The 26150-nt window shown below is 58.5% G+C and carries 20 protein-coding genes; 18 read left to right on the top strand and 2 right to left on the bottom strand.

Annotated features, from left to right (window positions below):
- The first annotated feature begins 238 nt into the window (after positions 1-238).
- Entirely contained in the window at positions 239-3736 is a 3498-nt protein-coding gene (gene dnaE / locus E1297_RS17945) for a DNA polymerase III subunit alpha (protein WP_155140716.1), read from the top strand.
- Positions 3737-3817: 81 nt separating this feature from the next.
- Here the strand turns inward: dnaE and E1297_RS17940 are convergent, their stop codons facing one another.
- Entirely contained in the window at positions 3818-4129 is a 312-nt protein-coding gene (locus E1297_RS17940; RefSeq protein WP_209015836.1) for a VOC family protein, read from the bottom strand.
- A 325-nt stretch (positions 4130-4454) separates the two neighbouring features.
- Between E1297_RS17940 and E1297_RS51310 the strand changes: the two genes are divergently transcribed.
- The 15 genes from E1297_RS51310 to lpxB all read left to right on the top strand — a co-directional run bounded on the left by E1297_RS51310 (position 4455) and on the right by lpxB (position 19887).
- The gene (locus E1297_RS51310) at positions 4455-4904 is read left to right on the top strand and encodes a cysteine rich repeat-containing protein (RefSeq protein WP_155140714.1); all 450 of its coding nucleotides are present in this window, start codon (positions 4455-4457) and stop codon (positions 4902-4904) included.
- Positions 4905-5173: 269 nt separating this feature from the next.
- Positions 5174-5971 carry a 30S ribosomal protein S2 gene (gene rpsB, locus E1297_RS17930; protein ID WP_155140711.1) on the top strand — a complete coding sequence of 266 codons (798 nt, stop codon included), beginning with the start codon at positions 5174-5176 and terminating at the stop codon, positions 5969-5971.
- 156 nt (positions 5972-6127) lie between these two features.
- Complete coding sequence (gene tsf, locus E1297_RS17925) at positions 6128-7045, top strand: translation elongation factor Ts (RefSeq protein ID WP_155140709.1); 918 nt, start codon at positions 6128-6130, stop codon at positions 7043-7045.
- A gap of 72 nt (positions 7046-7117) precedes the next feature.
- On the top strand, positions 7118-7837 hold the full coding sequence (gene pyrH / locus E1297_RS17920) for a UMP kinase (RefSeq protein ID WP_155140707.1): 720 nt from the start codon (positions 7118-7120) through the stop codon (positions 7835-7837).
- A gap of 110 nt (positions 7838-7947) precedes the next feature.
- The gene (gene frr / locus E1297_RS17915) at positions 7948-8511 is read left to right on the top strand and encodes a ribosome recycling factor (protein ID WP_155140705.1); all 564 of its coding nucleotides are present in this window, start codon (positions 7948-7950) and stop codon (positions 8509-8511) included.
- 40 nt (positions 8512-8551) lie between these two features.
- On the top strand, positions 8552-9319 hold the full coding sequence (locus E1297_RS17910) for an isoprenyl transferase (protein ID WP_155140703.1): 768 nt from the start codon (positions 8552-8554) through the stop codon (positions 9317-9319).
- Complete coding sequence (locus E1297_RS17905; RefSeq protein WP_155140701.1) at positions 9319-10170, top strand: phosphatidate cytidylyltransferase; 852 nt, start codon at positions 9319-9321, stop codon at positions 10168-10170. Before E1297_RS17910 ends, E1297_RS17905 begins: the two co-directional genes overlap by 1 nt.
- A 10-nt stretch (positions 10171-10180) precedes the next feature.
- Positions 10181-11401: a 1-deoxy-D-xylulose-5-phosphate reductoisomerase gene (locus tag E1297_RS17900; RefSeq protein WP_155140699.1), complete on the top strand. Its 1221-nt coding sequence runs from the start codon at positions 10181-10183 to the stop codon at positions 11399-11401.
- 174 nt (positions 11402-11575) lie between these two features.
- Positions 11576-12712, top strand: coding sequence for an RIP metalloprotease RseP (gene rseP / locus E1297_RS17895; RefSeq protein WP_155140697.1), 1137 nt, complete (start codon positions 11576-11578; stop codon positions 12710-12712).
- Positions 12713-12894: 182 nt separating this feature from the next.
- Positions 12895-15273, top strand: coding sequence for an outer membrane protein assembly factor BamA (gene bamA / locus E1297_RS17890; RefSeq protein WP_155140695.1), 2379 nt, complete (start codon positions 12895-12897; stop codon positions 15271-15273).
- A gap of 124 nt (positions 15274-15397) precedes the next feature.
- A complete protein-coding gene (gene lpxD / locus E1297_RS17885; RefSeq protein WP_155140693.1) occupies positions 15398-16435 on the top strand; it encodes a UDP-3-O-(3-hydroxymyristoyl)glucosamine N-acyltransferase in 1038 nt (345 codons plus the stop codon).
- Positions 16436-16490: 55 nt separating this feature from the next.
- Complete coding sequence (gene fabZ, locus E1297_RS17880) at positions 16491-16955, top strand: 3-hydroxyacyl-ACP dehydratase FabZ (protein WP_155140691.1); 465 nt, start codon at positions 16491-16493, stop codon at positions 16953-16955.
- Between the two features lie 6 nt (positions 16956-16961).
- Positions 16962-17759 carry an acyl-ACP--UDP-N-acetylglucosamine O-acyltransferase gene (gene lpxA, locus E1297_RS17875; protein ID WP_155140689.1) on the top strand — a complete coding sequence of 266 codons (798 nt, stop codon included), beginning with the start codon at positions 16962-16964 and terminating at the stop codon, positions 17757-17759.
- A 30-nt stretch (positions 17760-17789) separates the two neighbouring features.
- Positions 17790-18647 (top strand): LpxI family protein, encoded by an 858-nt coding sequence (locus E1297_RS17870; protein WP_155140687.1) that lies wholly within the window; start codon positions 17790-17792, stop codon positions 18645-18647.
- Positions 18648-18657: 10 nt separating this feature from the next.
- Positions 18658-19887, top strand: a complete 1230-nt coding sequence (lpxB, locus tag E1297_RS17865) for a lipid-A-disaccharide synthase (RefSeq protein ID WP_155140684.1) — start codon at positions 18658-18660, stop codon at positions 19885-19887.
- Between the two features lie 39 nt (positions 19888-19926).
- Here the strand turns inward: lpxB and E1297_RS17860 are convergent, their stop codons facing one another.
- Complete coding sequence (locus E1297_RS17860; protein WP_155140682.1) at positions 19927-22353, bottom strand: methyl-accepting chemotaxis protein; 2427 nt, start codon at positions 22351-22353, stop codon at positions 19927-19929.
- A 355-nt stretch (positions 22354-22708) separates the two neighbouring features.
- Here E1297_RS17860 and E1297_RS17855 point away from each other — a divergent pair, with 355 nt between their 5' ends.
- Both E1297_RS17855 and E1297_RS17850 read left to right on the top strand, forming a co-directional pair.
- Complete coding sequence (locus E1297_RS17855) at positions 22709-24466, top strand: ABC transporter permease subunit (RefSeq protein WP_244327800.1); 1758 nt, start codon at positions 22709-22711, stop codon at positions 24464-24466.
- 11 nt (positions 24467-24477) lie between these two features.
- The gene (locus tag E1297_RS17850) at positions 24478-25788 is read left to right on the top strand and encodes a nitrate/sulfonate/bicarbonate ABC transporter ATP-binding protein (RefSeq protein ID WP_155140680.1); all 1311 of its coding nucleotides are present in this window, start codon (positions 24478-24480) and stop codon (positions 25786-25788) included.
- The last annotated feature ends 362 nt before the right edge of the window (positions 25789-26150 follow it).

The following is a 26150-nucleotide window of genomic DNA, read 5'->3' as shown; positions in this document are numbered from 1 at the left end:
CATGATCCATTTTGCGCGCGACTTTGCAGCTTTCGGTTCGCTGATCAGTTTTGTGGCAACCCTTGCGGTGTGGGGGGATGTGCTGCTTGCTGCTCCCTGACTAGGGCGGCGTCGGGGAGCGGCTGATCGAGGCCGGTTGTCCGGCGCCTGTTGAAGCTGGTGAAAACCGGCGTTCCGGCTCGACAGGCCGGGGGCAAATCGGTTCATTGGGCGGCAACAGACAAAGGCGGTCCATGTCATGAGCGAAGCAATCACACGCACCGGTGAGCAGTCTGCAACCGGTGCCGAGCAGGTGGCGATTTCAAAAGCGCCCGGGTTCGTGCATTTGCGGGTTCATTCGGCCCTGTCGCTTCTGGAAGGCGCGTTGCCGATCAAGAAGCTGCTTGATCTTGCAAAGGCCGATGACCAGCCGGCGTTGGCCATCACCGATACGGGCAATCTGTTTGGTGCCCAGGAGTTTTCCGGAAAGGCGTGGGGCGCGGGCATCCAGCCGATCACCGGCTGCCAGCTGACGGTTGCCTTCAAGGACGGGGTCGAGGACCGCCGCGGCGGAGACGGACTGTCCGATCTGGTTGTGCTCGCGATGAACGAGCACGGCTATGAAAACCTGATGGAACTGAGTTCACGGGCGTTTCTGGACACGGACACCGGTCTGCGCCCGCATGTCAGCCTCGACTATCTGTGCGAGAAGGCGGAAGGTGTCATCGTTTTGACCGGCGGCAGCCTCGGTCCGGTCGGACAGGCGTTGCTTGCCGGGCAAAAGCACAAGGCCCGGGCGCGGCTTGCCCGGCTGGCGGAAGCGTTTCCCGGCCGTTGTTATGTCGAGATCCAGCGTCATGGCATGGAGGAAGAGCGCAAGACCGAGGCTGCCTTGCTTGATCTGGCCTATGGTCTGGATCTCCCGGTCGTTGCCACCAACGAGGCCTTTTTCCCCGCCCGCGGCGATTATGAGGCCCATGATGCCCTGATCTGCATTTCCGAGGGCCGGGTCATCATCGAAGCCGACCGCCGCCGCCTGACCCCGGAGCATTATTTCAAGTCGCGCGCCGAAATGGCCGAGCTTTTCGCCGATCTGCCGGAGGCGCTGGAGGCAACGCTCGAGATTGCGCAGCGGTGTTCGTTCCGGCCCTTGAAGCGGGCGCCGATCCTGCCGCGCTTTGCCGGTGCGGATGCCGATCCGGAAGAAGCGGAACAGGCGGAGGCCGAGGAACTCAAGCGGCAGGCGCGTGACGGCCTTCAGGCCCGCCTTGACGCGCACGGCCTTGCGCCGGGGCTTGAGGAAAAGGACTACTGGGACCGGCTCGACTATGAGACCGGTATCATCGAGCGGATGAAGTTTCCCGGTTACTTCCTGATCGTTGCCGACTTCATCAAGTGGGCCAAGGCGGAAGACATTCCGGTCGGGCCGGGCCGCGGATCGGGGGCCGGGTCGCTGGTTGCCTGGGCGCTCACCATCACCGATCTTGACCCGATGCGGTTTTCGCTCCTGTTCGAGCGCTTCCTCAATCCCGAGCGTGTCTCGATGCCGGATTTCGATATCGATTTCTGCCAGACCCGGCGCGAGGAGGTGATCCGCTACGTTCAGGAGAAATACGGCCGCCAGCAGGTCGCCCAGATCATCACCTTCGGATCGTTGCAGGCCCGTGCCGTGTTGCGCGACGTCGGCCGGGTGTTGCAGATGCCCTATGGCCAGGTCGACCGGCTCTGCAAGCTGGTCCCGGCCAACCCTGCCAATCCGGTCACACTCGGCCAGGCAATCGAGGATGAGCCGCGTTTGCGGGAAGCGGCACGCGATGAGGAGATCGTCGACAAGCTCTTGAACATGGCGCAGAAGCTTGAAGGGCTCTACCGCCATGCCTCGACCCACGCGGCCGGCGTGGTGATCGGCGACCGGCCGCTTGAGCAGCTGGTACCGCTTTACCGCGACCCGCGTTCCGACATGCCGGTTGCGCAGTTCAACATGAAAATGGTCGAGGACGCCGGGCTGGTCAAATTCGACTTTCTCGGCCTCAAGACCCTGACCGTTATCGACACGGCGGTGAAGCTGATCGAGCGGCACGGCATCAAGGTCGATGTTGCCGGTCTGCCGATCGACGACGAACGGACCTACCAGCTTCTGGCGGGGGGCGAGACCTTCGGCGTGTTCCAGCTGGAAAGTCAGGGCATGCGCCGGGCGATCGCCGGGATGAAGCCCGACCGGTTCGAGGACATCATTGCGCTGGTGGCGCTCTACCGGCCCGGCCCGATGGAAAACATCCCGGTCTACAATGCGGTCAAGCATGGCGAGCAGGAGCCGGACTGCCTGCATCCCTTGCTGGAACCGATCCTGATGGAGACGAACGGCATCATCGTCTATCAGGAGCAGGTGATGCAGATCGCGCAGGTCCTGTCCGGCTATTCGCTCGGCGAAGCGGACCTTCTGCGCCGCGCAATGGGCAAGAAGATCGCTGCGGAAATGGAGATCCAGCGCGCCCGCTTTGTTGATGGCGCGGTCGAGCGCGGGATCAAGAAGGACCAAGCCGGGACGATCTTTGATCTTGTTGCGAAATTCGCCAATTACGGCTTCAACAAGTCCCACGCTGCCGCTTATGCGCTGGTGTCCTATCACACCGCCTGGCTGAAGGCGAACCACCCGGTCGAGTTCATGGCAGCCTCCATGACGCTTGACCTTGGCAACACCGACAAGCTCGGCGATTTCCGCCAGGAAGCCCGCCGGATGGGGATCGAGATCCAGCCGCCCTCAATCAACCGCGGGCAGGTCTATTTCGATGTGGCAGACGGCAAGATCCTCTACGCAATGGGGGCGATCAAGGGGGTCGGCGAGCAGGCGGTTGAGCATATTGTCGAGGTGCGCGGCGACCGGCCGTTCAGGGACCTTGGTGACTTCGGCCGCCGCATTTCACCCAAATTCCTGAACAAGCGCACCCTGGAAAATCTGGTGTGCGCCGGTGCTTTCGACGAGCTTGAGCCCAGCCGCGCGCGGGTGCTCGAAGGTCTCGACCGGATCATGGGACTTGCGCAGCGTACGCATGAGAATGCCACCATCGGTCAGAACGACATGTTCAGTGCTGGCGGCGAAGAAACCTTGCAGCTTCCCGAGGTTCCGCTCTGGAGCGCGGAGGAGAAACTCAACCGCGAACATGCGGCGATCGGCTTTTATCTCTCCGCCCATCCGCTGGATGAATACAGCGCGCTTCTGGAGAAGATGCGGGTTCAGCCCTGGTCGAAATTTGCCGAGGCGGTCAAGAAGGGGGCGTCTGCAGGGCGTCTTGCCGGAACCGTTATTTCCAAGCAGGAACGCAAGACCCGGACTGGTTCGCGAATGGGGATCGTGCGGTTCTCCGATGCGACCGGCCAGTATGAAGGGCTGCTTTTCAAGGAGAAGCTCGAACAGTTCCGTGATGTTCTGGAGCCCGGGCGGTCTGTCACCCTGCTGGTCGGGGCCGATATGCGCGATGACGAACCGTCGATCCGGATCGAGCAGGTCGACCCGATCGAAACCGCTCTGGCGCGGGTTCAAAAAAGCATGCGGGTGTTCTTGCGCGACGAACGGCCGGTTGAAAGTCTTGCGCGCCACTTGAGAGTGCGCGGGGAGGGCGAGGTCACGGTCGTGGTTCTCTTGGAAAACGGTGCGCGCGAGGTGGAGGTCAAGCTTCCCGGGCGTTTCCGGCTTTCACCCGAAATCGCCAGTGCCCTGAAAGCCGTGCCGGGCATCACGGACGTTCAAATGGCCTGAACCGGGGCGGCCGGTTCAGAGCGATTGCGCCGGCAAGGTCAGTGCTTTTTGCAGGGCGCAGGCGGGGCCGCGCTGGTGTTTCTACGCAGTTCCGGTCCAGATCAGCTCCAGCCTTATTCCGCCGGGCTCGGCAAACATCATGTGCTTGCGCGGGCCGCCGGCGAGCGGTTCCGGTTCAAACTCGATTGTGACACCCGGCCACTCCCGGATCCTTGCCGCCGAAGCGTTGAGTTCCGCTTCTGTCCCGACTTCCAGTGCGAGATGATGAAGGCCGATCTGGGTCTTTCGATCGAATGGTATTGCCGGTTTTGAGCGGTCCGCCTGCCAGAGCGTCAATCGGCATGTACCGTCGGAGACGGTGGTGCGGGGATAATTGTCGTCTCGGGCGAGCAGGGACCAGCCGAGGCAGCCGGTAAAAAACCGGTTGTCTGCTCAAGGTCCAAAACTGTGAGGCCGAGGTGGTTTATGCCATTGGTGGTCAATGCGTTATCTTCTTGTTGTGTGTGGATGATTGCCCGGAACTAAAACTGATTCGAACAACCGTGAAAAGGCAGGTGGTTTTGTCCTTGATGGGGGCGGGGATCGCGATCATGTAAATCAGAGTCCCTCTGAGCTTTTGTTTTGATTGAAACAACCAATGACCGACATAAACTTCCGTTACGATAGGTTGTCCGGTATAATAAGGCATTCATCTGGGTTTTAGCCGAGGCTTGAACAAATGTGCCGTCTTCAGGGAATGGCGAGTGTTTTTGGTGTGCTTTCAGTCAGCTTTTTGCTGGTATCTACTGACGGCTCTCGTGCAAGTTCACTCATGACAGCGTGCAAGGTCGACGTTGAGACGCTATGCAAAGGTGTTGAGGAGGGCCGTGGCCGCGTGTCGGCCTGCCTATTTGCTCATGGAAATCAGATATCGGGAGCCTGCAAGCCGGAACTTGCAAAAGTAACAAGCAGCAGCATGTTCAAAAAAATGCTCCCGGAAAGCCTGAGCAGTATTCAGGCTAGTGATAAAAAGGTTGCGCTTCAAAAGGTTTGCGGGAGTGATATCAGGTCCCAGTGTAGCGGCGTCAGTGCCGGCCTTGACCGGGTTCTGGCCTGTCTCTACGCGCGTTCGGCGAGCATCAGCAAATCCTGTTATGCCGAAGCAAGGGCCGTGATCGAGGGCAATTGATATTCGGCTGAGATAATTCTTCGCCTTTGTCTGCATCTGCGCAGGGCTGCTTTTGCCGGAACAGCTGCCGAACCGGTATGGCGTTTTCCGTGCAGAAAACAGATGCATGGACCTTGAAATAACAATTCTTCCCAACTATAAGGCGCGCATTCCACACGCAAGGGGCGGAAACCGAGCTTATCGGGTTCCATCCGGTGGCCGACGGACAAAATCCTCCGGCCCACATTCTCTTGCGGAGGTTAAACCGGAAAATCAGGAGACACAGGGCCATGGCTTTGCCCGATATCAACATGCGTCAGTTGCTGGAAGCTGGCGTGCACTTCGGTCACCAGAAGCACCGCTGGAACCCGCGTATGGGTCAGTACATCTTCGGCGTCCGCAATGACGTTCACATCATTGACCTTGCTCAGACCGTTCCGCTGTTCCACCAGGCTCTCAAGGCCGTTTCCGACACGGTTGCCAATGGTGGCCGCGTTCTGCTCGTTGGCACCAAGCGTCAGGCTCAGGAGCCGGTCGCTGATGCTGCGCGCAACTCTGCCCAGTACTTCGTGAATGCCCGCTGGCTTGGCGGCATGCTGACCAACTGGAAGACGATCTCCCAGTCGATCCAGCGTCTGCGCAAGCTCGAAGAAACCCTTGGATCGGACGCCGCCAACGCGCTGACCAAGAAAGAGCGTTTGTTCATGGACCGCGAGCGCGAGAAGCTTGAGCGGAACCTTGGCGGTATCAAGGACATGGGCGGTATCCCGGACCTTCTGTTCGTGATCGACACCAACCGTGAAGCAATTGCCATTCAGGAAGCGCGCCGTCTGGGTATCCCGGTTGCTGCAATCCTCGATTCCAATTCCAATCCGGAAGGCATCACCTACCCGGTCCCGGGTAACGACGATGCGGGCCGTGCGATCACGCTTTACTGTGATCTGATCCAGCGCGCCGCCATTGACGGTATCTCCCGTGCACAGGGCGCTTCCGGCTTTGACATCGGGGAATCCGTTGAGGCTCCGGTCGAGGAAGCCTTGACTGAAGAAGCTCCGGCGGAAGCCGAAGCGGCTGCAGCTGAAGCCTAAGGCTTTCAGGAATATTCTGACGCATGCCAGTCATGCGTCAGGAACCTGTTGAATTGTTCGCAAGGGCTGCAATTTGTTGCAGGCCCGTCATAAAGACACGGAAGCGGTTGGGCTACACCGTGTCATATCTGAAACCTCCCATCCACGAGGCAATCGATGAGCATTACCGCTGCGATGGTAAAAGAGCTCCGCGAAAAATCCGGCGCGGGCATGATGGACTGCAAGACCGCTCTCAAAGAAGCGGACGGCGATATGGAAGCAGCTGTTGACTGGCTGCGCACAAAGGGCCTCGCAAAGGCCGCCAAGAAGGCTGGCCGCGTTGCCGCGGAAGGTCTGGTCGGTGTGGCTGCCCAAGGCAGTAAGGCAGCGGTTATCGAGCTGAACTCCGAAACCGACTTTGTTGCCCGCAATGAAGGCTTCCAGGAGCTGGTCTCCAAGGTTGCTGGCGTTGCGGCCGGAACCGATGGCTCGATTGAAGCCGTGTCTGCGGCCGATGTCGACGGGAAGCCGGTTACGGATGCCATCACCGACGCGATTGCGACCATCGGTGAAAACATGAGCCTGCGCCGTACGGCGGTCCTTTCGGTCGAAAACGGTGTGGTCGCAACCTACGTCCACGGCGCGATTTCCGAGGGTCTGGGCAAGATCGGCGTTCTCGTTGCTCTGGAATCTGCAGGTGACAAGGACAAGCTGAACGCGCTTGGCCGCCAGATCGCCATGCATGTTGCTGCAACCAGCCCGCTGGCGCTGAACACGGAAGAGCTCGACCCGGTTGTGGTTGAGCGCGAAAAGTCGGTGTTCTCCGAGCAGGCACGTGCTTCCGGCAAGCCGGAAAACATCATCGAAAAGATGGTCGAAGGCCGTCTGCGCAAGTTCTACGAGGAAGTCACCCTCGTAAAGCAGGCTTTCGTGATTGATCCGGACAAGACAGTCGAGCAAGCTGTCGAGGCCCTGGCCAAGGATCTCGGCACTGATGTCAAGCTCACCGGGTTCGTTCGCTTCGCACTCGGCGAGGGGATCGAGAAGGAAGAGCAGGACTTCGCCGCAGAGGTGGCGGCGGCCACCGGGCAGTAAGCTCCTTCGAAAAGCGCCGGCATTGACCGGCGCTTTTTTTATGGAAGACAAATTATAAGAACAGGTGCTGCCATGACCAAACCTCTTCGCTGGAAACGCGTTCTGCTGAAATTGTCCGGTGAGGCCCTGATGGGCTCTCAGGCCTTCGGTATCGATCCGATGATCGTGCAACGGATCGCAAAGGAAATCGCGGATGCGGTCGCGCTTGGAGCGCAGGTCGGCGTTGTCGTGGGTGGCGGTAACATTTTCCGCGGCGTGGCTGTCGCGGCCAAGGGCGGCAACCGGGTCACCGGCGACCACATGGGCATGCTGGCGACGATCATGAACTCACTGACGCTGGCGGATGCCTTGCGGCGCCTCAAGGTTCAGGCGCGTGTTCTGTCCGCAGTTCCCGTGCCATCGATCTGCGAGACGTTTACGCAGCGGGTCGCTGACCGTTACATGGAAGACGGCGATGTGATCGTCTTCGCGGGCGGGACGGGCAATCCGTTCTTCACCACCGACAGCGGCGCTGCCTTGCGCGCTGCGGAAATGAAATGCGATGCGTTCCTGAAAGGCACCCAGGTCGACGGCGTCTATTCCGAAGATCCCAAGATCAATGCGAACGCCGAGCGCTACGACACGCTCTCTTATGAAGACGTGATCAAGCGCAATCTCAAGGTCATGGACACCACCGCCATCGCACTTGCGCGTGACAACCAGATCCCCGTTGTGGTGTTTTCCATTCATACGCCGGGAGCGCTGGTGAACGTTCTGAACGAAACCGGTACCTACACGGTTGTGGAAGGCTGAATCTTTTGCCAATAAGCACCGGGCGCCTCTTGTGTTTCGGCGCATCTGTGCCATTTTGGCGCCCGGCTTTCATGGCACATGCCAACAGACAAGAATGAAGTGAGGACAACATGCCGGTAGAAGGTGTCGACCTGGATGATCTGAAGCGCCGTATGGAAGGTGCCCTTTCGGTTCTGAAGACCGATTTTGCGGGTCTTCGCACGGGACGCGCTTCTGCTTCCATGATGGATCCGATCAGTGTTGACGCTTATGGCCAGTCCATGCCGATCAATCAGGTGGCAACCGTCAGTGTCCCCGAGCCGCGCATGGTTGCGGTTCAGGTTTGGGACAAGGGGATGGTGTCGGCGGTTGAAAAGGCGATCCGTGAATCGGCTCTTGGCCTCAACCCGGTTGTTGACGGCACGCTCCTGCGTCTGCCGATCCCGGAACTCAACCAGGAACGGCGTCAGGAGCTGATCAAGGTTGCGCACAAATATGCCGAGCAGGCCAAGGTCTCGATCCGCCATGTGCGGCGCGACGGCATGGACACAGCCAAAAAAGCTGAAAAAGACGGCGAAATCAGTCAAGATGACAGCCGTCATGCGTCGGACGAAGTTCAAAAGCTTACCGACAGCATGATTGCGGAAGTCGATACCCTGCTGGAAAAGAAAGAGCAGGAAATTTCGCAGGTCTGACCGTGTCGGATCTGCGCAGCCCGTTACGCGAGGCTTATACATGAGTGCCACTCCGGATCGAAGCATCACGGCCCCGGAAGCTGCCCGGACTGCGGACGGGCTGCCGGGCCATGTGGCATTTATCATGGATGGAAATGGGCGTTGGGCCCAGGCTCGCGGCCTGCCGCGCACGGAAGGGCATCGGCACGGGCTTGAAGCTCTGCGCCGGACGGTGCGTCATGCCGTGCGGCTCGGTCTCGGCTACATGACCATTTACAGCTTCTCTTCAGAAAACTGGCGCCGGCCGGAAACCGAGGTCAGTTTCCTGATGGGTCTGTTGCGCCGGTTCCTGCAGCGGGATCTGTCGGAAATCCACAACGCCAATGTGCGCATCAGGGTCATCGGTCAGAGGGAGGATCTGGATTCCTCCATCCTGAAGCTCCTGACCGATGCCGAGGCTCTGACCCGGGAAAATTCCGGTATGACACTCGTGGTGGCCTTCAATTATGGTGCCCGGGACGAAATCACACGCGCAATCCGCCGTTTGGCGCAGGAGGTCGCAAGTGGAGAGCTTTCTCCCGAAGCAATTTCCGAAGACGCGTTGAACGCATCACTCGACACCGCCGGTATTCCCGACCCGGATTTGATTATTCGCACCAGCGGAGAGCGGCGGCTTTCTAACTTTCTCATGTGGCAAGCCGCCTATTCGGAGCTGTACTTCAGCCCTGTGCTTTGGCCCGATTTTGATCGTGAGGCCTTTGATGCAGCGCTCGACGACTATTGTGGTCGTGACCGGCGATTTGGCGGTTTGACGGCAAAGGCATTGTAATGTCGGTAGACCGACCGAAGGGGGCCGGTGGTTCCAAGAAATCCGATCTGAAAATCCGTTTCCTGTCCGCAGTGGTCATGGCACCGGCGGTGCTGGTGATAGCCTGGTTTGGCGGTCTCGCATTTTCGCTGCTCGCACTGATCGGGATCCTTCTGTTCATGAAGGAATGGTTTGCCCTGACCGGCACTCGGGACACGTCCAAGCGCGCCTATGCGGGGTATGCGGTTCTGATCGCGATTGCTGCGGCGTTTGATCTCGGATACCCGGGCATGTCGCTTCTGGTGGCCGTTTTTGGTGCCGGGCTGGCCTATCTGCTCGGGGGGGCGGACCGCACAGCACGATGGGCCGCAGAAGGGGTGCTGTATAGCGGGCTGGCACTTTATGGGCTGCTTGGCGCCCGTTCGGGCGACAATGGGCAATTGTTCCTGTTTTTCCTGCTGATTGTGGTTTGGGCAACGGATATCGGGGCCTATTTCACAGGCCGGACTCTTGGCGGGCCGAAGCTCTGGCGGCAGGTCTCGCCAAACAAGACATGGTCCGGAGCAACGGGCGGGTTGGTCGCGGCCAACCTGTTCGGGGTCGGTTTTGTTGCTATGTTTGGTCATGTCAACGTTTGGTGGTGGGTTGTCCTGGCGTCCGTGTTTTCGGTTGTCAGCCAACTCGGCGATTTGATGGAATCAGCCATCAAGCGGCGCTTTGACGTTAAGGACAGCAGCGGGCTGATCCCCGGCCATGGCGGTGTCATGGATCGTGTCGACGGACTTGTCGCAGCCGCGATCACGGCCGCTGCACTTGGCTTGGTTCTCGGGGGAACCTTGGGCGATCCGATGTCCGGATTGTTCTGGAATTAAGGGGAGCGGCATGGACGCAGCAACACAGGCGCCGGCCGGCCGGTCCCGGACGCAATCCGAAACCACGCGCCTGATCGTGTTGGGGGCGACGGGTTCTATCGGTCAAAGCACGCTTGATATCGTCAGGCGGAACCCGGACCGGTTTCATGTTGCGGCGTTGGTCGCCAATTCGAATGTTTCGGAAATGGTTCGCCTTGCCAAAGACGTTCGGCCTGATTGTGTGGTCTGCGCTGACAGCGCAAAGGCTGGCGACCTGCGTGATGCGCTTCAAGGTACGGGCATCGAGGTCGGGGCTGGCGAGGCTGCTGTTTTGGAGGCTGTGGAGCGTCCGGCGGATATGGTCATTGCGGGAATTGTCGGCTCTGCGGGCCTGAAGCCGACCGTTGCCGCCCTCAAGCCGGGCCGCACGCTTGCGCTGGCCAACAAGGAATGCCTGGTATCGGCCGGGGACTTCTTCATGGCCGAGGCGGAAAAGAACGGTGTCCGCGTTCTGCCGGTGGACAGCGAGCACAACGCGATCTTCCAGATATTCGAGGCGGAAAACGCGGATCAGGTTGAAAAGGTCACACTGACCGCCTCCGGCGGCCCGTTCCGGACCTTTAGCCTGAGTGACATGGAGCGGGTCACGCCGCAACAGGCGCTCAAGCACCCGAATTGGGACATGGGGCGCCGGATCACGATCGACAGCGCGACCTTGATGAACAAAGGCTTCGAAGTTATTGAAGCATTTCACCTATTCCCAATAGATCGGTCGCAACTTGACGTGCTTGTCCATCCCCAGTCCATCGTTCATGGGCTTGTGCAATATGCAGACGGATCGCTGCTCGCGCAGCTGGGGGCGCCGGATATGAGAACGCCGATTGCGCGGTGTCTTGTCTGGCCGGAGCGTATGGAAGTTCCTGTCGAGCGGCTCGATCTCGGTGTTATCGGATCCTTGACATTCGAAACACCGGACCTGCAGCGGTTTCCGGCACTCAAACTGGCCTACGAGGCGCTGGACGAGGGAAGTGTTGCGACCGCGACCCTGAATGCAGCTGATGAGGTTGCCGTTGATGTTTTCTTGTCCGGCGGTATCGGGTTTCTGGATATTCCACGCGCAGTTGGGCATACTATCGACGAGGTTCTGGCAAGACATCACGGGTCCGTATTCGGCTGTGCGGAAGATGCACTCGAGATCGATCAACTGGCCCGGGGCATTTGCCGGAAATGGATTTCCGCCTCTGCGGCCTGATCCGGTTACTCGTAGCTGTTTCAGCCGGATCAGGCTGACGTCAGAGTGTGTCGATTTGGCTTTGAGACGCAAGCCGGTATTTCCATATTGGTCTGGCTGCCGTATTTATCCGGCAGATCGTTTGACGGGCGCTGGTCCAGTCATGACAAAACATGAAAAGCGAATGGAAACGCGATGGAATTTCTGTCTTCCTTGTACGGTCTGCTGATTGGCACAATTGTGCCGTTCCTGTTCGTACTGACGATCATTGTCTTCTTCCATGAGCTGGGACATTTCGCTGTCGCGCGCTGGTGCCGGGTGAAAATCGACGCTTTCTCGGTCGGTTTCGGAAGCGAGTTGATTGGCTTTACCGATCGCAAGGGGACGCGTTGGAAACTGTCCGCGATCCCGCTTGGCGGTTACGTCAAGTTTGCGGGCGATGAAAACGCGGCAAGTGTTCCGGATCGTGACCGGATCGCGGCCATGTCGCCCGAAGAGAGGGCGACCGCTTTTGTCGCAAAGCCGGTCTGGCAACGTGCTGCTGTTGTGGCGGCTGGTCCTGTTGCCAATTTCATTCTGGCCATCGCCATCTTTGCGATGATTTTCGGCGTTTTCGGACGGACCGTCATCACACCGATGATCGAAACGGTTCAGCCCAACAGTGCAGCAGCCGAAGCAGGACTTCAGTCCGGTGACATGGTTCTGGCTATTGACGGCAAGCCGGTGCAGACCTTCTCCCAAATGCAGCGCATTGTGTCTGCGAGCGCCGGAATTCCGCTGACGCTTCAGATCGAACGTGGAAATGCAGTGCGAGATGTGGTTGTAACACCGCAATACCGCGAGATCACCGACCGGTTCGGCAATACCCAGCGCCTCGGGCTACTCGGCGTCTCGCGTAGTCCCAAGGCCGACGATCTGATTTCGCAAAAGTTCGGACCGATCAGTGCGATAGGTGAGGGCGCGAAGGAAACGCTTTATATTGTGGAGCGAACCGGTGACTATCTCTGGGGTGTTATTTCAGGCCGGGAATCAGCCGACCAGATCGGCGGGCCGATCCGGGTAGCCCAGGTGTCGGGTCAAGTCGCCAATGAAGGCATTGTCCCGTTGTTGTCATTGGCGGCTGTGCTGTCTGTCAGCATCGGTCTGTTGAACCTGCTGCCGATCCCGATGCTTGATGGCGGGCATCTGGTGTTCTATTTCGCCGAGGCCGTGCGCGGGAAGCCGCTTAGTGCGCGTGTGCAGGACATCGGGTTCAGGATCGGAATCGCGATCGTTTTGATGTTGATGGTTTTTGCGACATGGAATGATGTCCTTCATTTAACCAATCTTTGAATTATTGTGTGGACACTGTAGCCGTGGCATCCGCGCAACGCCTTAGATTTAAATCTTTTTTGGATTTTCGGGGTGGTTGCGCATTTGGAAAAAGGCTGTAAAACGTTTGCGGTTCCTGAGACTCTCGCGTCGAGAGCGCGCCCTCGGGCGAGACGTTTAGTAAAAAAAGGCATAGCGCACTTATGCAGCGATTGCAGAAACTTAATCGTGCCGCTCTTCTCGCGGTTGGCCTCTATTCTACGGGCGCGGTCTTGCCCGAAGTGCTTGGTCCCTTCTCCGCCGCACCCGCCGAGGCGGCGGTCGCTCGCAACATCGTGGTGCGGGGGAATACCCGGATCGAAGAGGAAACCGTCCTCAGCTACATGACGATTGTGCCGGGCAGGAACTACAGCGCTGCGGATGTCGATGAGTCGGTCAAGGCGCTCTTTGCGACTGGCTTGTTCGCAGATGTGAGCATCCAGCCGCAAGGCAGCACTGTCATTGTGAATGTCACGGAAAACCCGATCATCAACCGGGTATCTTTCGAGGGCAACAAGAAGATCAACGACGAGGCACTTGAAACCGCCGTCCGTTCGCAGGAGCGGACGATGCTGACGCGTGCCAAGGTCCAAACGGATGTGCAGAACATCCTGGAAGCCTACCGCCGCTCCGGGCGCTATGGCGCGTCCGTCGAGCCGAAGATCATCGAACGGGGCGACAACCGTGTCGATCTGGTCTTTGAAATCAATGAAGGCGACAAGACAGGCGTCGAGCGGATTTCGTTTGTCGGTAACAATGCGTTCAGTGATCGCCGCCTGCGCGATGTGATCCGGACCCGTGAAAGCGGTTTGCTGAGCTGGATCCGGACAACGGACACCTATGATCCGGATCGTCTGGCCGCTGACCAGGAATTGCTGCGGCAGTACTACAACCGGAAGGGCTATGCCGATTTCCGGATTGTGTCCGCATCTGCCGATCTGGACCGCGAAAACAACATCTTTTATGTAACCTTTACGGTCGATGAAGGCGAGAAGTACGATTTCGGCGATGTCGAAGTTGTTTCGTCGATTTCGGAAATCTCTCCAGAAAGCCTGAATTCGCAAGTGCGTACCCGCAAGGGCGCGACCTTCAACTCGCTGCGCATTGACCAGACGGTTGAAGACTTGACAGTCAAGGTCTCCGAAAACGGCTATGCTTTTGCGCGAATCCGGCCGCAGGCATCCCGTGACTACGACACCAACACGATTTCGCTGACCTACTATATCGAAGAGGGTCCGCGCGCTTACATCGAACGGCTGAACGTCATTGGTAACGATCGGACCCGCGAGTATGTTATTCGCCGCGAGTTCGATCTTGCCGAAGGCGATGCGTTCAACCGGACACTGCTCGACAAGGCAGAACGCCGCCTGAACAACCTCGGCTACTTCGAGAAGGTCACGATCACGACCCAGCAGGGAAGTGCGCCGGACCGGGTTGTGGTGAATGTTCAGGTTGAAGAAAAGCCGACGGGTGAAGTCTCGTTCGGTGTCGGGTATTCCACCGCTGACGGCGTCATTGGTGATGTGTCCGTTACAGAGCGCAACTTCCTCGGCCGTGGCCAGTTCGTGAAGCTTGGCGTTGGCGGTGGTGCCGACACCCAGAATTACGAGTTCCGGTTTGTCGAGCCGTTCTTCCTGGGCCGCCGTGTCGCTCTGGATCTCGAAGCCTACCGCAATGTTCTCGATGCCAACGACTACCGGTCGTATGATCAGGACAAGATCGGTGGCGGGTTCGGCTTTACGCTTCCGCTTCGCGAAGACGAGCTGACAGTCCGGCTGTTCTACAACATCTTCCAGGAAGACAACTCTGATCCGGATGACGTTTCGACGAGTGTTACGAATTGTGATACGGACGATCTGTCGCTTGCGGTCTGTGACTCCCTCGGAACGTACTTGACCTCGCTGGTTGGCTATCAGTTCGTTTACAACACATTGAACTTCAACCTTAATCCGACCGATGGTATTTATGCTGCGTTCGGGCAGAACTTTGCCGGTCTGGGTGGGGATTCCTACTACATCAAGACCACGGCACAGGCTCGCGGTTACAAGGAAATCGTGCCGGATCTTGGAATTGTTGGCTCTTTGTCGGTTCAGGGCGGTCATATCGCTTCTCTCGGTGACGAGCGGTTGCGGGTGTCCGAGCAGTTCATGTTGGGCGGCAATCTGGTCCGTGGCTTCGAGAACCAAGGCATCGGCCCGCGTGATTCCAATACGGATGACGCAATCGGCGGCACCATGTTCTTTGCAGCGACTGCGGAGAGCACCTTCCCGTTCCCGATCCTTCCCGATGAGCTTGGTTTCAGTGGGGCCGTCTTCGCGGATGCCGGTTCTGTCTGGGATGCGGACAGCGATCTGGTCAATCTGGTGAACAACTCGGGTGATGATGTTCTGTCGAATGGCTTCAACCTGCGGGCCTCCGTTGGTGCGGGTATCCGCTGGCAGTCGCCGTTCGGTCCGCTTCGCGCAGACTTTGCCTGGCCGATCATGAAGGAAGACGAAGACAAGACCCAGGTTTTCCGTCTAAGCGGCGGGACCCGTTTCTAACACGGCACGGCTTGGAATGTGATTTATCGGCCGCCGTTTCACGGCGGCCGTTTTTTTTTTGTCCGGAATGCGCTAAATCGGGTCCCCCATACGTTCCGATCTGTTCCCGAGCATGGACCCATTCATGACAGACCCTGTGTTTCTCGACCCGCCAAAGCCGGTCACATTGTCCGATATTGCCGAATGGGCAGGGGCTGAACTCGTGCGGGGGGAAGGCGATCTTTCGATCACCGGCGTGGCCCCGGTCGAGGATGCGCATGCCGGTATGCTGGTCTTCTTTGATAACGTCGCGTATCTCGACCAGCTGTCCACCACCGAGGCAAGCGCCTGTCTGGTTGCGAAGAAACATGCGGCCAAGGTGCCTGAAACTGTCGCCTTGCTGGTTTGTCCGGAGCCCTATCGGGCATGGGCGAAGGTGTTGGCAAAACTCTTCCCCGATGCGATGGTACCGGCCTTTGGTGCGGTCCCGGCTATATCGGAACGGGCGGTAATCGCGCCTGATGCGAAGCTGGAAGACGGTGTCAGTGTTGAAGCGGGCGCAGTGATCGGCTCCGGCGCTGAAATCGGCGCGGGCACAATAGTCCGCTCGAACGCTGTCATTGGTGCCGGGGTCCGGATTGGCCGCGACTGTGTCATCGGAGCCAATGCGTCCCTGCAGTTTGCACTGCTTGGCAACCGGGTATATGTGCATCCGGGTGTCTGTATCGGCCAGGATGGATTCGGGTATGCCATGGGCCCGGGCGGGCATCTCAAGGTACCGCAAATCGGCCGGGTCATCATTCAGGACGAGGTTGAAATCGGGGCGAATACCACAATCGACCGGGGCGCAAATCGCGACACGGTGATCGGCGAGGGGACCAAGATCGACAACCAGGTGCAGATCGGGCACAACGTCGTTGTCGGCCGTCACTGTGTGATTGTTTCCCAGGTCGGAATTTCCGGAAGTGCCACACTGGGAGACTATGTTGCCATTGGCGGGCAGAGCGGTGTTGCAGGTCATGTCACGATCGGAATGGGCGCGCAGATCGCAGCCGTCAGCGTGGTCAATCAGGATGTTCCGCCGGGCGGGCGCTATGGCGGGACGCCGGCCAAGCCGGTAAAGCAGTGGTTTCGCGAAGTCGCCGCCCTGCGCAAGCTTGCAGAACGGGGTGCAGGCAATTAAACGATACGGGTTTTCTTGTTGTATTTCGGCGTGTTGCACGCCAAGGGGCATATGAATGGAAGAGACTGAGAAAAAGACGCTGAAAAGTGCCGATATCATGCGGATCATGGAATTGCTGCCGCATCGGTATCCGTTCCTGTTGATCGACCGGATCATCGAGATGGATGGTGACGACAGCTGTATCGGCATCAAGAACGTCACGATGAACGAGCCGCACTTCACCGGTCATTTTCCGGGGCGTCCGGTCATGCCGGGGGTCTTGCTGATCGAGGCGATGGCTCAGACCGCCGGTGCTCTTTGTGTGGATGCGCGTGGCAACGATGCTCCACCTCAGCTGGTCTATTTCATGACCATTGACAAGGCCAAGTTCCGCAAGCCGGTAGAGCCCGGTGACCAGGTCCGTTTCCACGTCAAGAAAATCAAGCAGCGCGCCAGCATCTGGAAGTTCGACGCTGTGGCTATGGTTGACGGAGCAAAGGTGGCTGAAGCGGAAATCAGCGCCATGCTGGTCGACGCGTGAGGTTACATGACTGATATTCATCCTTCGGCGATCATCGAGCCGGGTGCCGTGCTTGGAGACGACGTGCGGATCGGGCCCTATTGCGTGATTGGCTCTCAGGTCAGGCTCGGCAGCAATGTCGAGTTGAAATCGCATGTGGTTGTCGCGGGAGACACGTCGATCGGAGCAGGGACTGCGATCTTTCCGTTCGCCTCGATCGGCCATCAGGCACAGGATCTGAAGTTCCGCGGCGAAGACGCGACCCTGACGATAGGTGAGCGCTGCATCATCCGCGAAGGCGTCACCATCAATCCGGGGACCGCAGGGGGCGGCCATGAAACGCGGATCGGAAACGACTGCGCTTTCCTGGCGAACTCCCATGTCGGCCATGACAGTTACCTGGGGGACCGTGTTGTCCTGTCGAACAATGTCATGATTGCAGGTCATGTCACCGTCGGCAGCAATGTGATTTTCGGCGGTGGATCGGCTGTGATCCAGTTTACCCGGATCGGGGATCTGGCCTTTGTCGGTGGGATGGCGGGACTCGAAAACGATCTGATTCCATTCGGCATGGTGACGGGCAACCGGGCGAGCCTTGGCGGGCTCAATCTGGTCGGTCTCAAACGCGCAAATTTCGAGCGCGATCACATTCATGCGCTCAGGGCCGCATATCGGGAACTGTTTGAATCGGACGAAGGCACCTTGCGGACACGTGCCGAGGCCGTTGCCGCGGCTTCCAACGGCCAACCTCTTGTGAAGAAGCTGACGGATTTCATTCTGGAAAAGGAAGACCGCCGCTTTTGCACACCGCGTAGTGCTGAGTGATCAGCCGGCCTGACAGGGATCTGTTGGAAAATGACCCCAAGCGCTGAGCCGAGGACTGCGATCATTGCCGGAAACGGCAGCTTGCCCGGTCAGATAACGGCCAGTCTCGAAGGGCGCGGCAAGCGCCCGGTCGTGATCGGCATCAAGGGTGAGATAGATCCAGCGCTGGTGCCTGAGGCCGATACGATCCTGGGTTGGGGCGAGATCGGGCGTCTCTACAAGTTTCTGGCCAAATCGAATTGCCATGAAATCGTGTTGATTGGCGGTGTGTCCCGGCGTCCGGATTATACATCGATCCTCGGGGATCCCGGCACACTGAAGCGATTGCCGCGCATTATCCGGGCATTGGTTGGCGGTGATGACAGTCTGCTGACCAAGGTCATCGGACTGTTCGAGACGGAGGGCTATAAGGTGGTCGGTGTGCAGGACGTAGCGCCGGAGTTGCTCGCAAAAACCGGCATTATGGGCAGGCACAAGCCTGACCGGCAGGCTACCGCCGACATGGAGCTTGCGCTCAAAGCGGTCGGCCGTCTTGGAGAGCTTGATATCGGGCAGGCCGCAGTTGCCATGAACGGGCGGGTTGTCGCGCTTGAAGGGGCGGAAGGCACCGATTTGATGCTGCAGCGCTGTGCCGACATGCGCCGGATAGGCCGCATCCGGCACAAGGGCCGCCTCGGGGTATTGGTCAAGGCCGCAAAGCCCGGGCAGGACCTTCGGGTAGATCTGCCGGCCATAGGGCCGCGGACCATCGAGCTTGCCGTGGAGGCGGGGCTTGCGGGAATTGCGGTGGCGGCCGGGAAGGCACTGATGTCGGACTTCGAGGCGACCATCCGCTTGGCGGATGAAAACCGTCTGTTTGTTTATGGCTTTGACGCCGCAACCGGGTAACAGGACGTTCATGACCGCAGAGACCGACCTGAGTACACCGGTTCATGTTTGCATCGTGGCCGGGGAAGAGTCCGGTGACCAACTCGGGGCGGAGTTGATGCAAGCGCTATCTGACCGGCTCCCGGGCCAGGTCCGTTTCAGCGGGGTTGGCGGTGAGCGGACCAGGGCCCTTGGCCTTGATAGTTTTTTCGATATGTCGGACGTCTCGGTGATGGGGATCAGTGCTGTTCTGGCACGCTTGCCGTTGATTATCAGGCGGGTGTACCAGACAGTCGACGCCATTATCGCGGCAAGGCCTGACATCCTTGTGATCATCGACAGTCCCGATTTCACGCATAATGTCGCAAAGCGGGTGCGCAAGCGCGCGCCGCATATTCCGGTCGTTGGATATGTGTCTCCGTCGGTCTGGGCCTGGCGGCCGGGCAGGGCGCGCAAGATGCGCGCCTATGTCGACGAACTGTTGGCCCTCTTGCCGTTCGAACCTGAAGCCCATCGCCGGCTTGGCGGTCCGAGAACCCATTATGTCGGACATCCCCTGATCGAAAACGTGGGGTCCATGCGGCCGATGCCGGGGGAGCGGCCGGACCTTGCAGACGGGAAAAAGGTTCTCCTTTTGCTTCCGGGAAGCCGGAACAGTGAAATCAAGCGCTTGCTGCCAACCTTTGGTGAAACGGTTGCCCGGATCGCTGAAGCGGACAGGGATCTGGAGATCATTCTGCCAGCTGTCACCCATATCGAGGCGAAAATCCGTGCAGGGGTCAAGGACTGGCCCGTGAAGCCTGTGATCGTTTCCGGTCAGGCGGAAAAGCTGGCGGCGTTTCGCAAGGCCCATGCAGCCTTGGCTGCCTCGGGCACCGTGTCGCTTGAACTGGCGCTTTCGGGCGTCCCGATGGTGATCGCCTACAAGATCGACTGGATCGTCCGGCTCTTGAAGGAGCTGAACAAGGTTCTCAAATTCGCCAGCATCGATTCCATGGTGCTGCCCAACATCATTTTGAACGACAAGCCCATTCCGGAATTTCTCGACAATGAGGCCAACCCCGAAGCCTTGAGCCTCCGGGTTCTGGAGCTTCTGTCGGACACTCCAGAACGGCACCGGCAGATCGAGGCCTTTGCACGGCTGGATCAGGAAATGCGCTTGCCGGATGGCCACAGTCAGAGGGGAGCGGCAGCCGATATCGTCCTGTCCTGTCTCAAGGATGGGCCCATTGCCTCGCGCACTGGTGGAAGCGCTTCGTAGCACTTCCGCCAATCCTGTTTTGCGTCGATTGCCGTTTTGTTAGCTCGCGGCGACCTCTGTCAGAAAATGCTCGACCTCGGTCTTGAGTTGATCGGTCTTGGCTGACAGGTCCCCGGAGGCGCTCAGAACCATATCTGCGGACTGACTGGTTTGGCCGACCGCAAGTGAAAGCTGGTTCATGCTGGCCTTCACCTGGCCAGTACCCTCGGCAGCGCGCTGGATGTTGTCCGAAATCTCCGTGGTCGCGGCTCCCTGCTGTTCGACGGCAGCGGCAATCGCGGAGGCATAGCTGTTGACCTCTTCCATGATCTTCAGGATGTCGGCGATCGCGCTCACCGATTCATCGGTCGCCGACTGGATTTCCGAGATCTGGCCGCTGATTTCCTCGGTAGCTTTGGAAGTTTGGGTTGCAAGCTCCTTCACCTCAGACGCAACAACGGCGAAACCGCGTCCGGCATCCCCGGCACGGGCGGCCTCGATTGTCGCGTTAAGGGCGAGCAGGTTGGTCTGTTCGGCAATCGCCTGGATCAGGCTCACCACTTCACCGATTTTCGAAGCTGCAGCGGCAAGGCTTTCGACCTTGGTGTTAGTCTCGCGTGTGCCGGCTGTTGCCCGGTCCACAATCTCGTTTGTCTTGCTGACCTGCCGGGAGATCTCGCCGATTGAGGCGGCCAGTTCCTCAGACGCACTTGCAACGGTCTGAACATTCTGGGTGGCTTCATCGGTTGCAGACAGCGTCTGCCCGGCATGTCCGGAACTCTCACTGGCAATGCCTGTGAGCGCATGCGCGGTCTGGTCAAGACCGGCAGCTGTGTTGCCAACGGCTGCAAGAACGTCCGTAGCCTTCGTCCGGAAGTCGGAAATCAGCGCTTCGATCCTTTCCTGATGTGCCTGCCGTTTCTCCTGCTCACGCGCGGTTTCGTCTTCAAGCCGTGCCCGCGCAACGGCATTGTCGCGGAAAATTTCGACCGTCCGGTTCATGTCGCCGATTTCATCACGGCGCTTGGTGTCCCCGATATCGATCTGGACATCGCCATCCGCCAGCCGGGACATGACATCGGTTGTTTTTCGAATCGGCCGTGTAACCGCAAGGTTCATGGCAAAGGCAAGAGCCGCTGCGCTGGCAACCGCCAGAAACAGCGTCAGCGCAATTGTGAGAAGCGCCTGTTGGCCGGAGGCCTGTGCCTTGATTTCCTGCTCGGCAGCGATCCCCGAAATGATCTGGCGGACCATATTTTCATAGGTCTTCAACTGGTCTTCATTTTCCAGAAGGGCGAAGTGACCAGCCGCGAAATCGCCGAATGCCTTCTCATAGGAGGTTAGCGAACGCCCAATTGCGGTTGCTCTTGCTGCGATTGCCGGATAATTGGCCGCCTCCTCAAGGAGTTTCGTTTCACTCGCCTTGACCGTTTTCAGACCCGCCGATATGGCTGCTTCGGTTTGCCCGTTCGGTGACAACAAAAAGGCGAGAGTTGCAGCCTTGATGGAGATGGCCTCCGCCTTCACCCGAACCGCTTGATCTGCAATCCCGTCGACCTGATTATAGCTTTGCGTCACGTCTTCGGCTTCGCGATAGGCCGTGTCTACAGCGTCGTTCGCTTGTGTGCGTATGGTCTTGGTCAGATTGTCTATGTTCGCAAAACTGGCTTTTACAGCGTCCGTTAAGTCAAAAACCTTTATATAGTCCTTGGTTGTGACAAGTTCTTCAAGTTGACCAACCAGCTCTTGAGTTAGCTCGGCCAGGGATTGCGTGCCCGCCGGATCAACACCCTCCAATGGCTTTTCAGCGATTTCGGTGGCCAAGGGAACCATTGCACTGGCGCGGTCCTTTACCTCCGCCAGTTTGGCCGGGCTGTTTGCTGCCTCATTGAAGAGGTTTTGCAGGGTGAGAGCCTCCTCCTGAAAACCGGAAGCAGCCTGACCTACCTTGTTGGCCAAAAACAGCGTCTCTCTTGTCTTGACGACTTGCCGGCCGAACTTCCGTCTCTCCGAACCGGCAGCCGATGCAATGGAACCAGCGGTTTTTTCGAGGTTTGCAAGGACAGCTTCCAGAAGAATCCGGCGTTGGTTCTGTTGGGATGTCAATTCGAGCATGGTTTCGAAAACCGAGCGGAAATCGGCAATGGCTGTTCGGGCATCAGCAATTACGGCGAGACTGTCCGGGTCGTTGTGCAAATCCCGGGCAAGCAGATCCAGATGACCGGTCAGATCACCGAGCTCGGCGAAGGCGTCTTCGGCCGCGCGTTCATCCAGACTGGAGAGATAGTTTTCCCGGCTGCCTGCAACGTTCTGCAGCGTCGAGATGGCAGTTGTCGAGTATCCGGTGACTTCCACCTTCTCAGACAGGTTCCGGACGGCGAGGGCACCAATTCCGCTGACAACCGCGGTGAGGGCAACCATCGCGGCGAACCCGCCGCCGACCTTCTTCCCGAACTTGATGTCATTGGCTCGCTTGAAAAGATGCATTGCCCCATCCTGAAGATCATTGGTAAAAATCTGGACTAAAGGCTAAGGCTAAAACTTTAGGTAATTGTAAATTTGTGAAATTATCCCGAAAAGTGTGAAGGATTTCTATTTTTGATAGAGCTTATGATTTAAGCTCTCATAAGGCGTATTTCAGTTTGCCGCTCTGACAAGTAGGCCTGTATTGGTCACTGGCTGGTCTGTTGTCGCAGCAAGGTTCACGCATGAAGGCCAGAACCGAGTTGCTGAACTGGTCATTCGTTGGTTACAAAGCTACCCTAACGTCAAAATCACAATCGTTTTGTCGGGGGGAAGGGAACTGGCGGCAGGGGAAGAAAACTCCAAAAGGTCTGTTCGCCTGTCCGGTCCGATCAGCGTTGTTGCGCGGCGGCGCCTGACGCCGTTTTTCGATCTGATTGCAATCCTGCTTGTCATCGGCGTGTTCGTTCTGATCGTCGACGCCACGCTTCCGGCGATGGAGCCGCTGGAACAGCTCAGGGAAACGCCAATTTCGCTCGATCCGGCGCATTTGCCGGAATATGCGCTGAGGACGACATTCCGCATGTTGGTCGCGATGGTGTTTTCGCTGATTTTCACCTTTATCTTCGCACCGATTGCCGCCAAAAACCGCCGCGCCGAAAAAGTGCTGATTCCGGCTCTTGATATTCTTCAATCGGTTCCGATCCTTGGGTTTATTTCCGTTACCATCGTTTTCTTCATGTCTCTGGCGCCTGGCCGCACGCTGGGGGCGGAATTCGCTGCCATTTTCGCGATTTTCACCAGTCAGGCCTGGAACATGGCCTTTTCCTTTTATCAATCGTTGAGAACAGTTCCCACGGACCTGGGTGAAGTGGCAACAAGCCTTAGGTTTCCAGCCTTCATGCGGTTCTGGCGGCTGGAAGTGCCGCTCGCCATGCCCGGGCTCGTCTGGAACATGATGATGTCCATGTCCGGCGGCTGGTTTTTTGTTGTGGCATCAGAGGCGATCAGCGTCGGCGATACGACAATCGCCTTGCCGGGAATTGGCTCCTATATTGCGGCTGCGATTGCAGCCCGGGATGTCGTGGCGATCGGCTGGTCGGTTGGTGCAATGCTGATCGTGATCCTGTTGTATGACCAGCTCCTCTTCCGGCCGCTGGTGGCGTGGTCCTACCGGTTTCGGATTGATCAGGAGAACTACGAAGCGCCACCTCGATCAGTGATTTACGAAGTCTTGCGGAGGTCTCGGGTCGGGCGCGGCATTGGTTCCGTTTTCCAGGCGCTTCTTGGTGGCCTGATCCGCCTGTTGGCGCGCCGGAATAAGCCGCCCCGAAAACCGCGGTCCCTTGGCGCCGCCGGAACGGTCGCCGCCGGACCGTTTGCCAAGCGTCAGATTTGGGGAGATCGGATCTGGTTTATTTTCGTTCTCGGCGTATCTGCCTGGATGACGTACCGGATTTCCGTCTACGTGATGGAAACACTGACCCTCTGGAACGTTCTGGAAGCTTTCGGACTGGGGCTGATTACGGGCGCGCGGGTTTTGATCCTTGTTCTGATCGCAAGCGCGGTCTGGGTGCCGGTTGGAGTTTATGTCGGGCTGCGTCCGGGCTTGTCCCGTATCGTGCAGCCGGTTGCGCAGATCCTGGCTGCCTATCCGGCCAATCTGTTGTTCCCGTTCCTCGTGTCCCTGATTGTCCTTTACAGGCTCAATCCGGATATTTGGCTCACGCCCCTGATCATACTCGGGACCCAGTGGTACATCCTTTTCAATGTGATTGCCGGCGCACAAACGCTTCCGCGCGATCAGCAGGATGTGGCGCGCAGTTTTGGCGTGACCGGCTGGCTCTGGTGGCGCCGTGTCGCCTTGCCCGCCGTGTTTCCTTATTATGTGACCGGTGCAATCACCGCTGCCGGAGGGTCGTGGAACGCCTCGATCGTTGCGGAGTATGCGAGTTGGGGGCACGAGACGGTCACCGCCCATGGGATCGGCGCCTATATTACAGAGGCAACCAACAAGGGCGACTATCATGAAATCGTCCTCGGGATCGCTGTCATGAGTATTTTGGTGATTGCGACCAACCGCCTGTTGTGGCGCCCGCTTTATGACTTTGCCGAGCGCCGGTACCGGATTGACTAGGGAGGGCAGGGATGAGCGGCTCGGGACTTCTTGAAATCGACAAGGTCAGTCAGGCCTTCCCCTTTCCCGGCGGTGGCATGCACACGGTTTTGTCCGGGATCGATCTGTCCGTATCAGAGGGCGAAATCCTCGGTCTTCTGGGCCGGTCCGGATCGGGTAAGTCGACTCTCTTGCGGATCATCGCGGGTCTTGCTCGCCCGGTTTCCGGAGAGGTCCGGTATCGGGGGCACCCGATCATTGCGCCGATCAGCGGCATTGCCATGGTGTTCCAGTCCTTTGCCCTCTTTCCCTGGTTGACGGTGCTCGGAAATGTCGAAATCGGGCTTGAGGCGAAGGGCGTTGTCCCGGAAGAACGCCGGCGGCGGGCCCTTGAAGCGATTGATCTGATTGGACTTGACGGGTTCGAAAGCGCCTATCCGCGGGAGCTTTCCGGTGGCATGCGGCAGCGCGTCGGGCTTGCACGCGCGCTCGTGGTCGAGCCGTCGATTCTCATGCTGGATGAATCCTTTTCCGCGCTCGACGTCCTTACGGCGGAGAACTTGCGAACCGATCTCGTGGAACTCTGGAGCGAGGGTAAACTGCCGATTTCCGGCATCATCATGGTCACCCATTCCATAGAGGAGGCGGTGTCCATGTGCGACCGGGTCGTGGTTCTGGGCTCCAATCCGGGCCGGATCGTGCGCGAAATCCCGATTGACCTACCAAGGCCGAGGGACCGCTACAGCCGGCGGTATCAAGCACTTGTGGAAGAGATTTATGTCGAGATGACCACCCGGCTGGCAACAACCGGCAAGACCGGTGGCAGGCGCCATGCGGTGCGCGGCATCGAGACGGTTTTACCGGAGCTGTCTTTTGCGGAACTGTCCGGCATGATCGAGGAAATCGCGGCACCACCCCATGATGGCCGTGCCGACCTGCCCGCACTGGCCGACCAGTATCTGCTGGGGACGGATGACCTGTTTCATGTCGTTGACACGATGGAACTGTTTGGATTTGCGGTTGTTGAGGGCGGTGATATTGTCCTGACCAGCCTTGGAAAAAAATTTGCGGACATGGAAATCGACGACCGCAAGGCTGTGGTTCGTCAGAAACTGCTGGACACGCTTGCCCTGGCCCAACTGGTCAGGCGGGTTCTTGACGAACGGCGCAATCACACAGCGCCGTGGAGCCGTTTTGCCGATGAACTGGAAGATGTCATGCCGGAAAACGACGCGCTCCAGACCTTGACGACGCTAGTGGACTGGGGGCGTTTTGCAGAGCTGTTTGCCTATGACGCCGACCGCCGCAAGTTCTCACTGGATGATCCGGGTGCTGACGTCTGACAGGATTTTACCCCGCGGCATTACTGTATTTTTCCCATGATTGTCATCAGGGCGAAGCTGGGAAGTTGTATCCGCTATCGGGGAGTCCCCGGTATCAACGGGTTCCTTGGCTCTCCGATCCCGGTTCGCGCCAACGCTTGTCCGGGGTGACGGTCGAGAGACACAGCAAAAGGGCTTAACCTGTTTGAGGAACCTTCTGGGTGAAGACACGCCTCATATTTGCGGGTACCGCCAATAGACGTATTTCGGGAGCCGAGTTGTATACCCGGCTCCCGGATGGAACCAGAAACAGGTACTTATCTGGTCACAGGAGGTAGGCAATAATACCGGAACCTCCGTCTTCATTTCCTGCCACCGCGATA

The sequence above is a fragment of the Roseibium sp. RKSG952 genome, from assembly GCF_009711355.1.
This window is presented reverse-complemented; position numbering and strand designations above follow the sequence as displayed.

Coding starts and splice junctions, on each gene's coding strand:
- E1297_RS51310 (WP_155140714.1), top strand. CDS start 4,455: ATGTGCCGTCTTCAGGGAATGGCGAGTGTTTTTGGTGTGCTTTCAGTC.
- rpsB (WP_155140711.1), top strand. CDS start 5,174: ATGGCTTTGCCCGATATCAACATGCGTCAGTTGCTGGAAGCTGGCGTG.
- E1297_RS17905 (WP_155140701.1), top strand. CDS start 9,319: ATGTCGGTAGACCGACCGAAGGGGGCCGGTGGTTCCAAGAAATCCGAT.
- lpxA (WP_155140689.1), top strand. CDS start 16,962: ATGACTGATATTCATCCTTCGGCGATCATCGAGCCGGGTGCCGTGCTT.
- rseP (WP_155140697.1), top strand. CDS start 11,576: ATGGAATTTCTGTCTTCCTTGTACGGTCTGCTGATTGGCACAATTGTG.
- lpxD (WP_155140693.1), top strand. CDS start 15,398: ATGACAGACCCTGTGTTTCTCGACCCGCCAAAGCCGGTCACATTGTCC.
- tsf (WP_155140709.1), top strand. CDS start 6,128: ATGAGCATTACCGCTGCGATGGTAAAAGAGCTCCGCGAAAAATCCGGC.
- pyrH (WP_155140707.1), top strand. CDS start 7,118: ATGACCAAACCTCTTCGCTGGAAACGCGTTCTGCTGAAATTGTCCGGT.
- dnaE (WP_155140716.1), top strand. CDS start 239: ATGAGCGAAGCAATCACACGCACCGGTGAGCAGTCTGCAACCGGTGCC.
- E1297_RS17860 (WP_155140682.1), bottom strand. CDS start 22,353: ATGCATCTTTTCAAGCGAGCCAATGACATCAAGTTCGGGAAGAAGGTC.
- frr (WP_155140705.1), top strand. CDS start 7,948: ATGCCGGTAGAAGGTGTCGACCTGGATGATCTGAAGCGCCGTATGGAA.
- E1297_RS17870 (WP_155140687.1), top strand. CDS start 17,790: ATGACCCCAAGCGCTGAGCCGAGGACTGCGATCATTGCCGGAAACGGC.
- bamA (WP_155140695.1), top strand. CDS start 12,895: ATGCAGCGATTGCAGAAACTTAATCGTGCCGCTCTTCTCGCGGTTGGC.
- fabZ (WP_155140691.1), top strand. CDS start 16,491: ATGGAAGAGACTGAGAAAAAGACGCTGAAAAGTGCCGATATCATGCGG.
- E1297_RS17900 (WP_155140699.1), top strand. CDS start 10,181: ATGGACGCAGCAACACAGGCGCCGGCCGGCCGGTCCCGGACGCAATCC.
- E1297_RS17910 (WP_155140703.1), top strand. CDS start 8,552: ATGAGTGCCACTCCGGATCGAAGCATCACGGCCCCGGAAGCTGCCCGG.
- lpxB (WP_155140684.1), top strand. CDS start 18,658: ATGACCGCAGAGACCGACCTGAGTACACCGGTTCATGTTTGCATCGTG.
- E1297_RS17850 (WP_155140680.1), top strand. CDS start 24,478: ATGAGCGGCTCGGGACTTCTTGAAATCGACAAGGTCAGTCAGGCCTTC.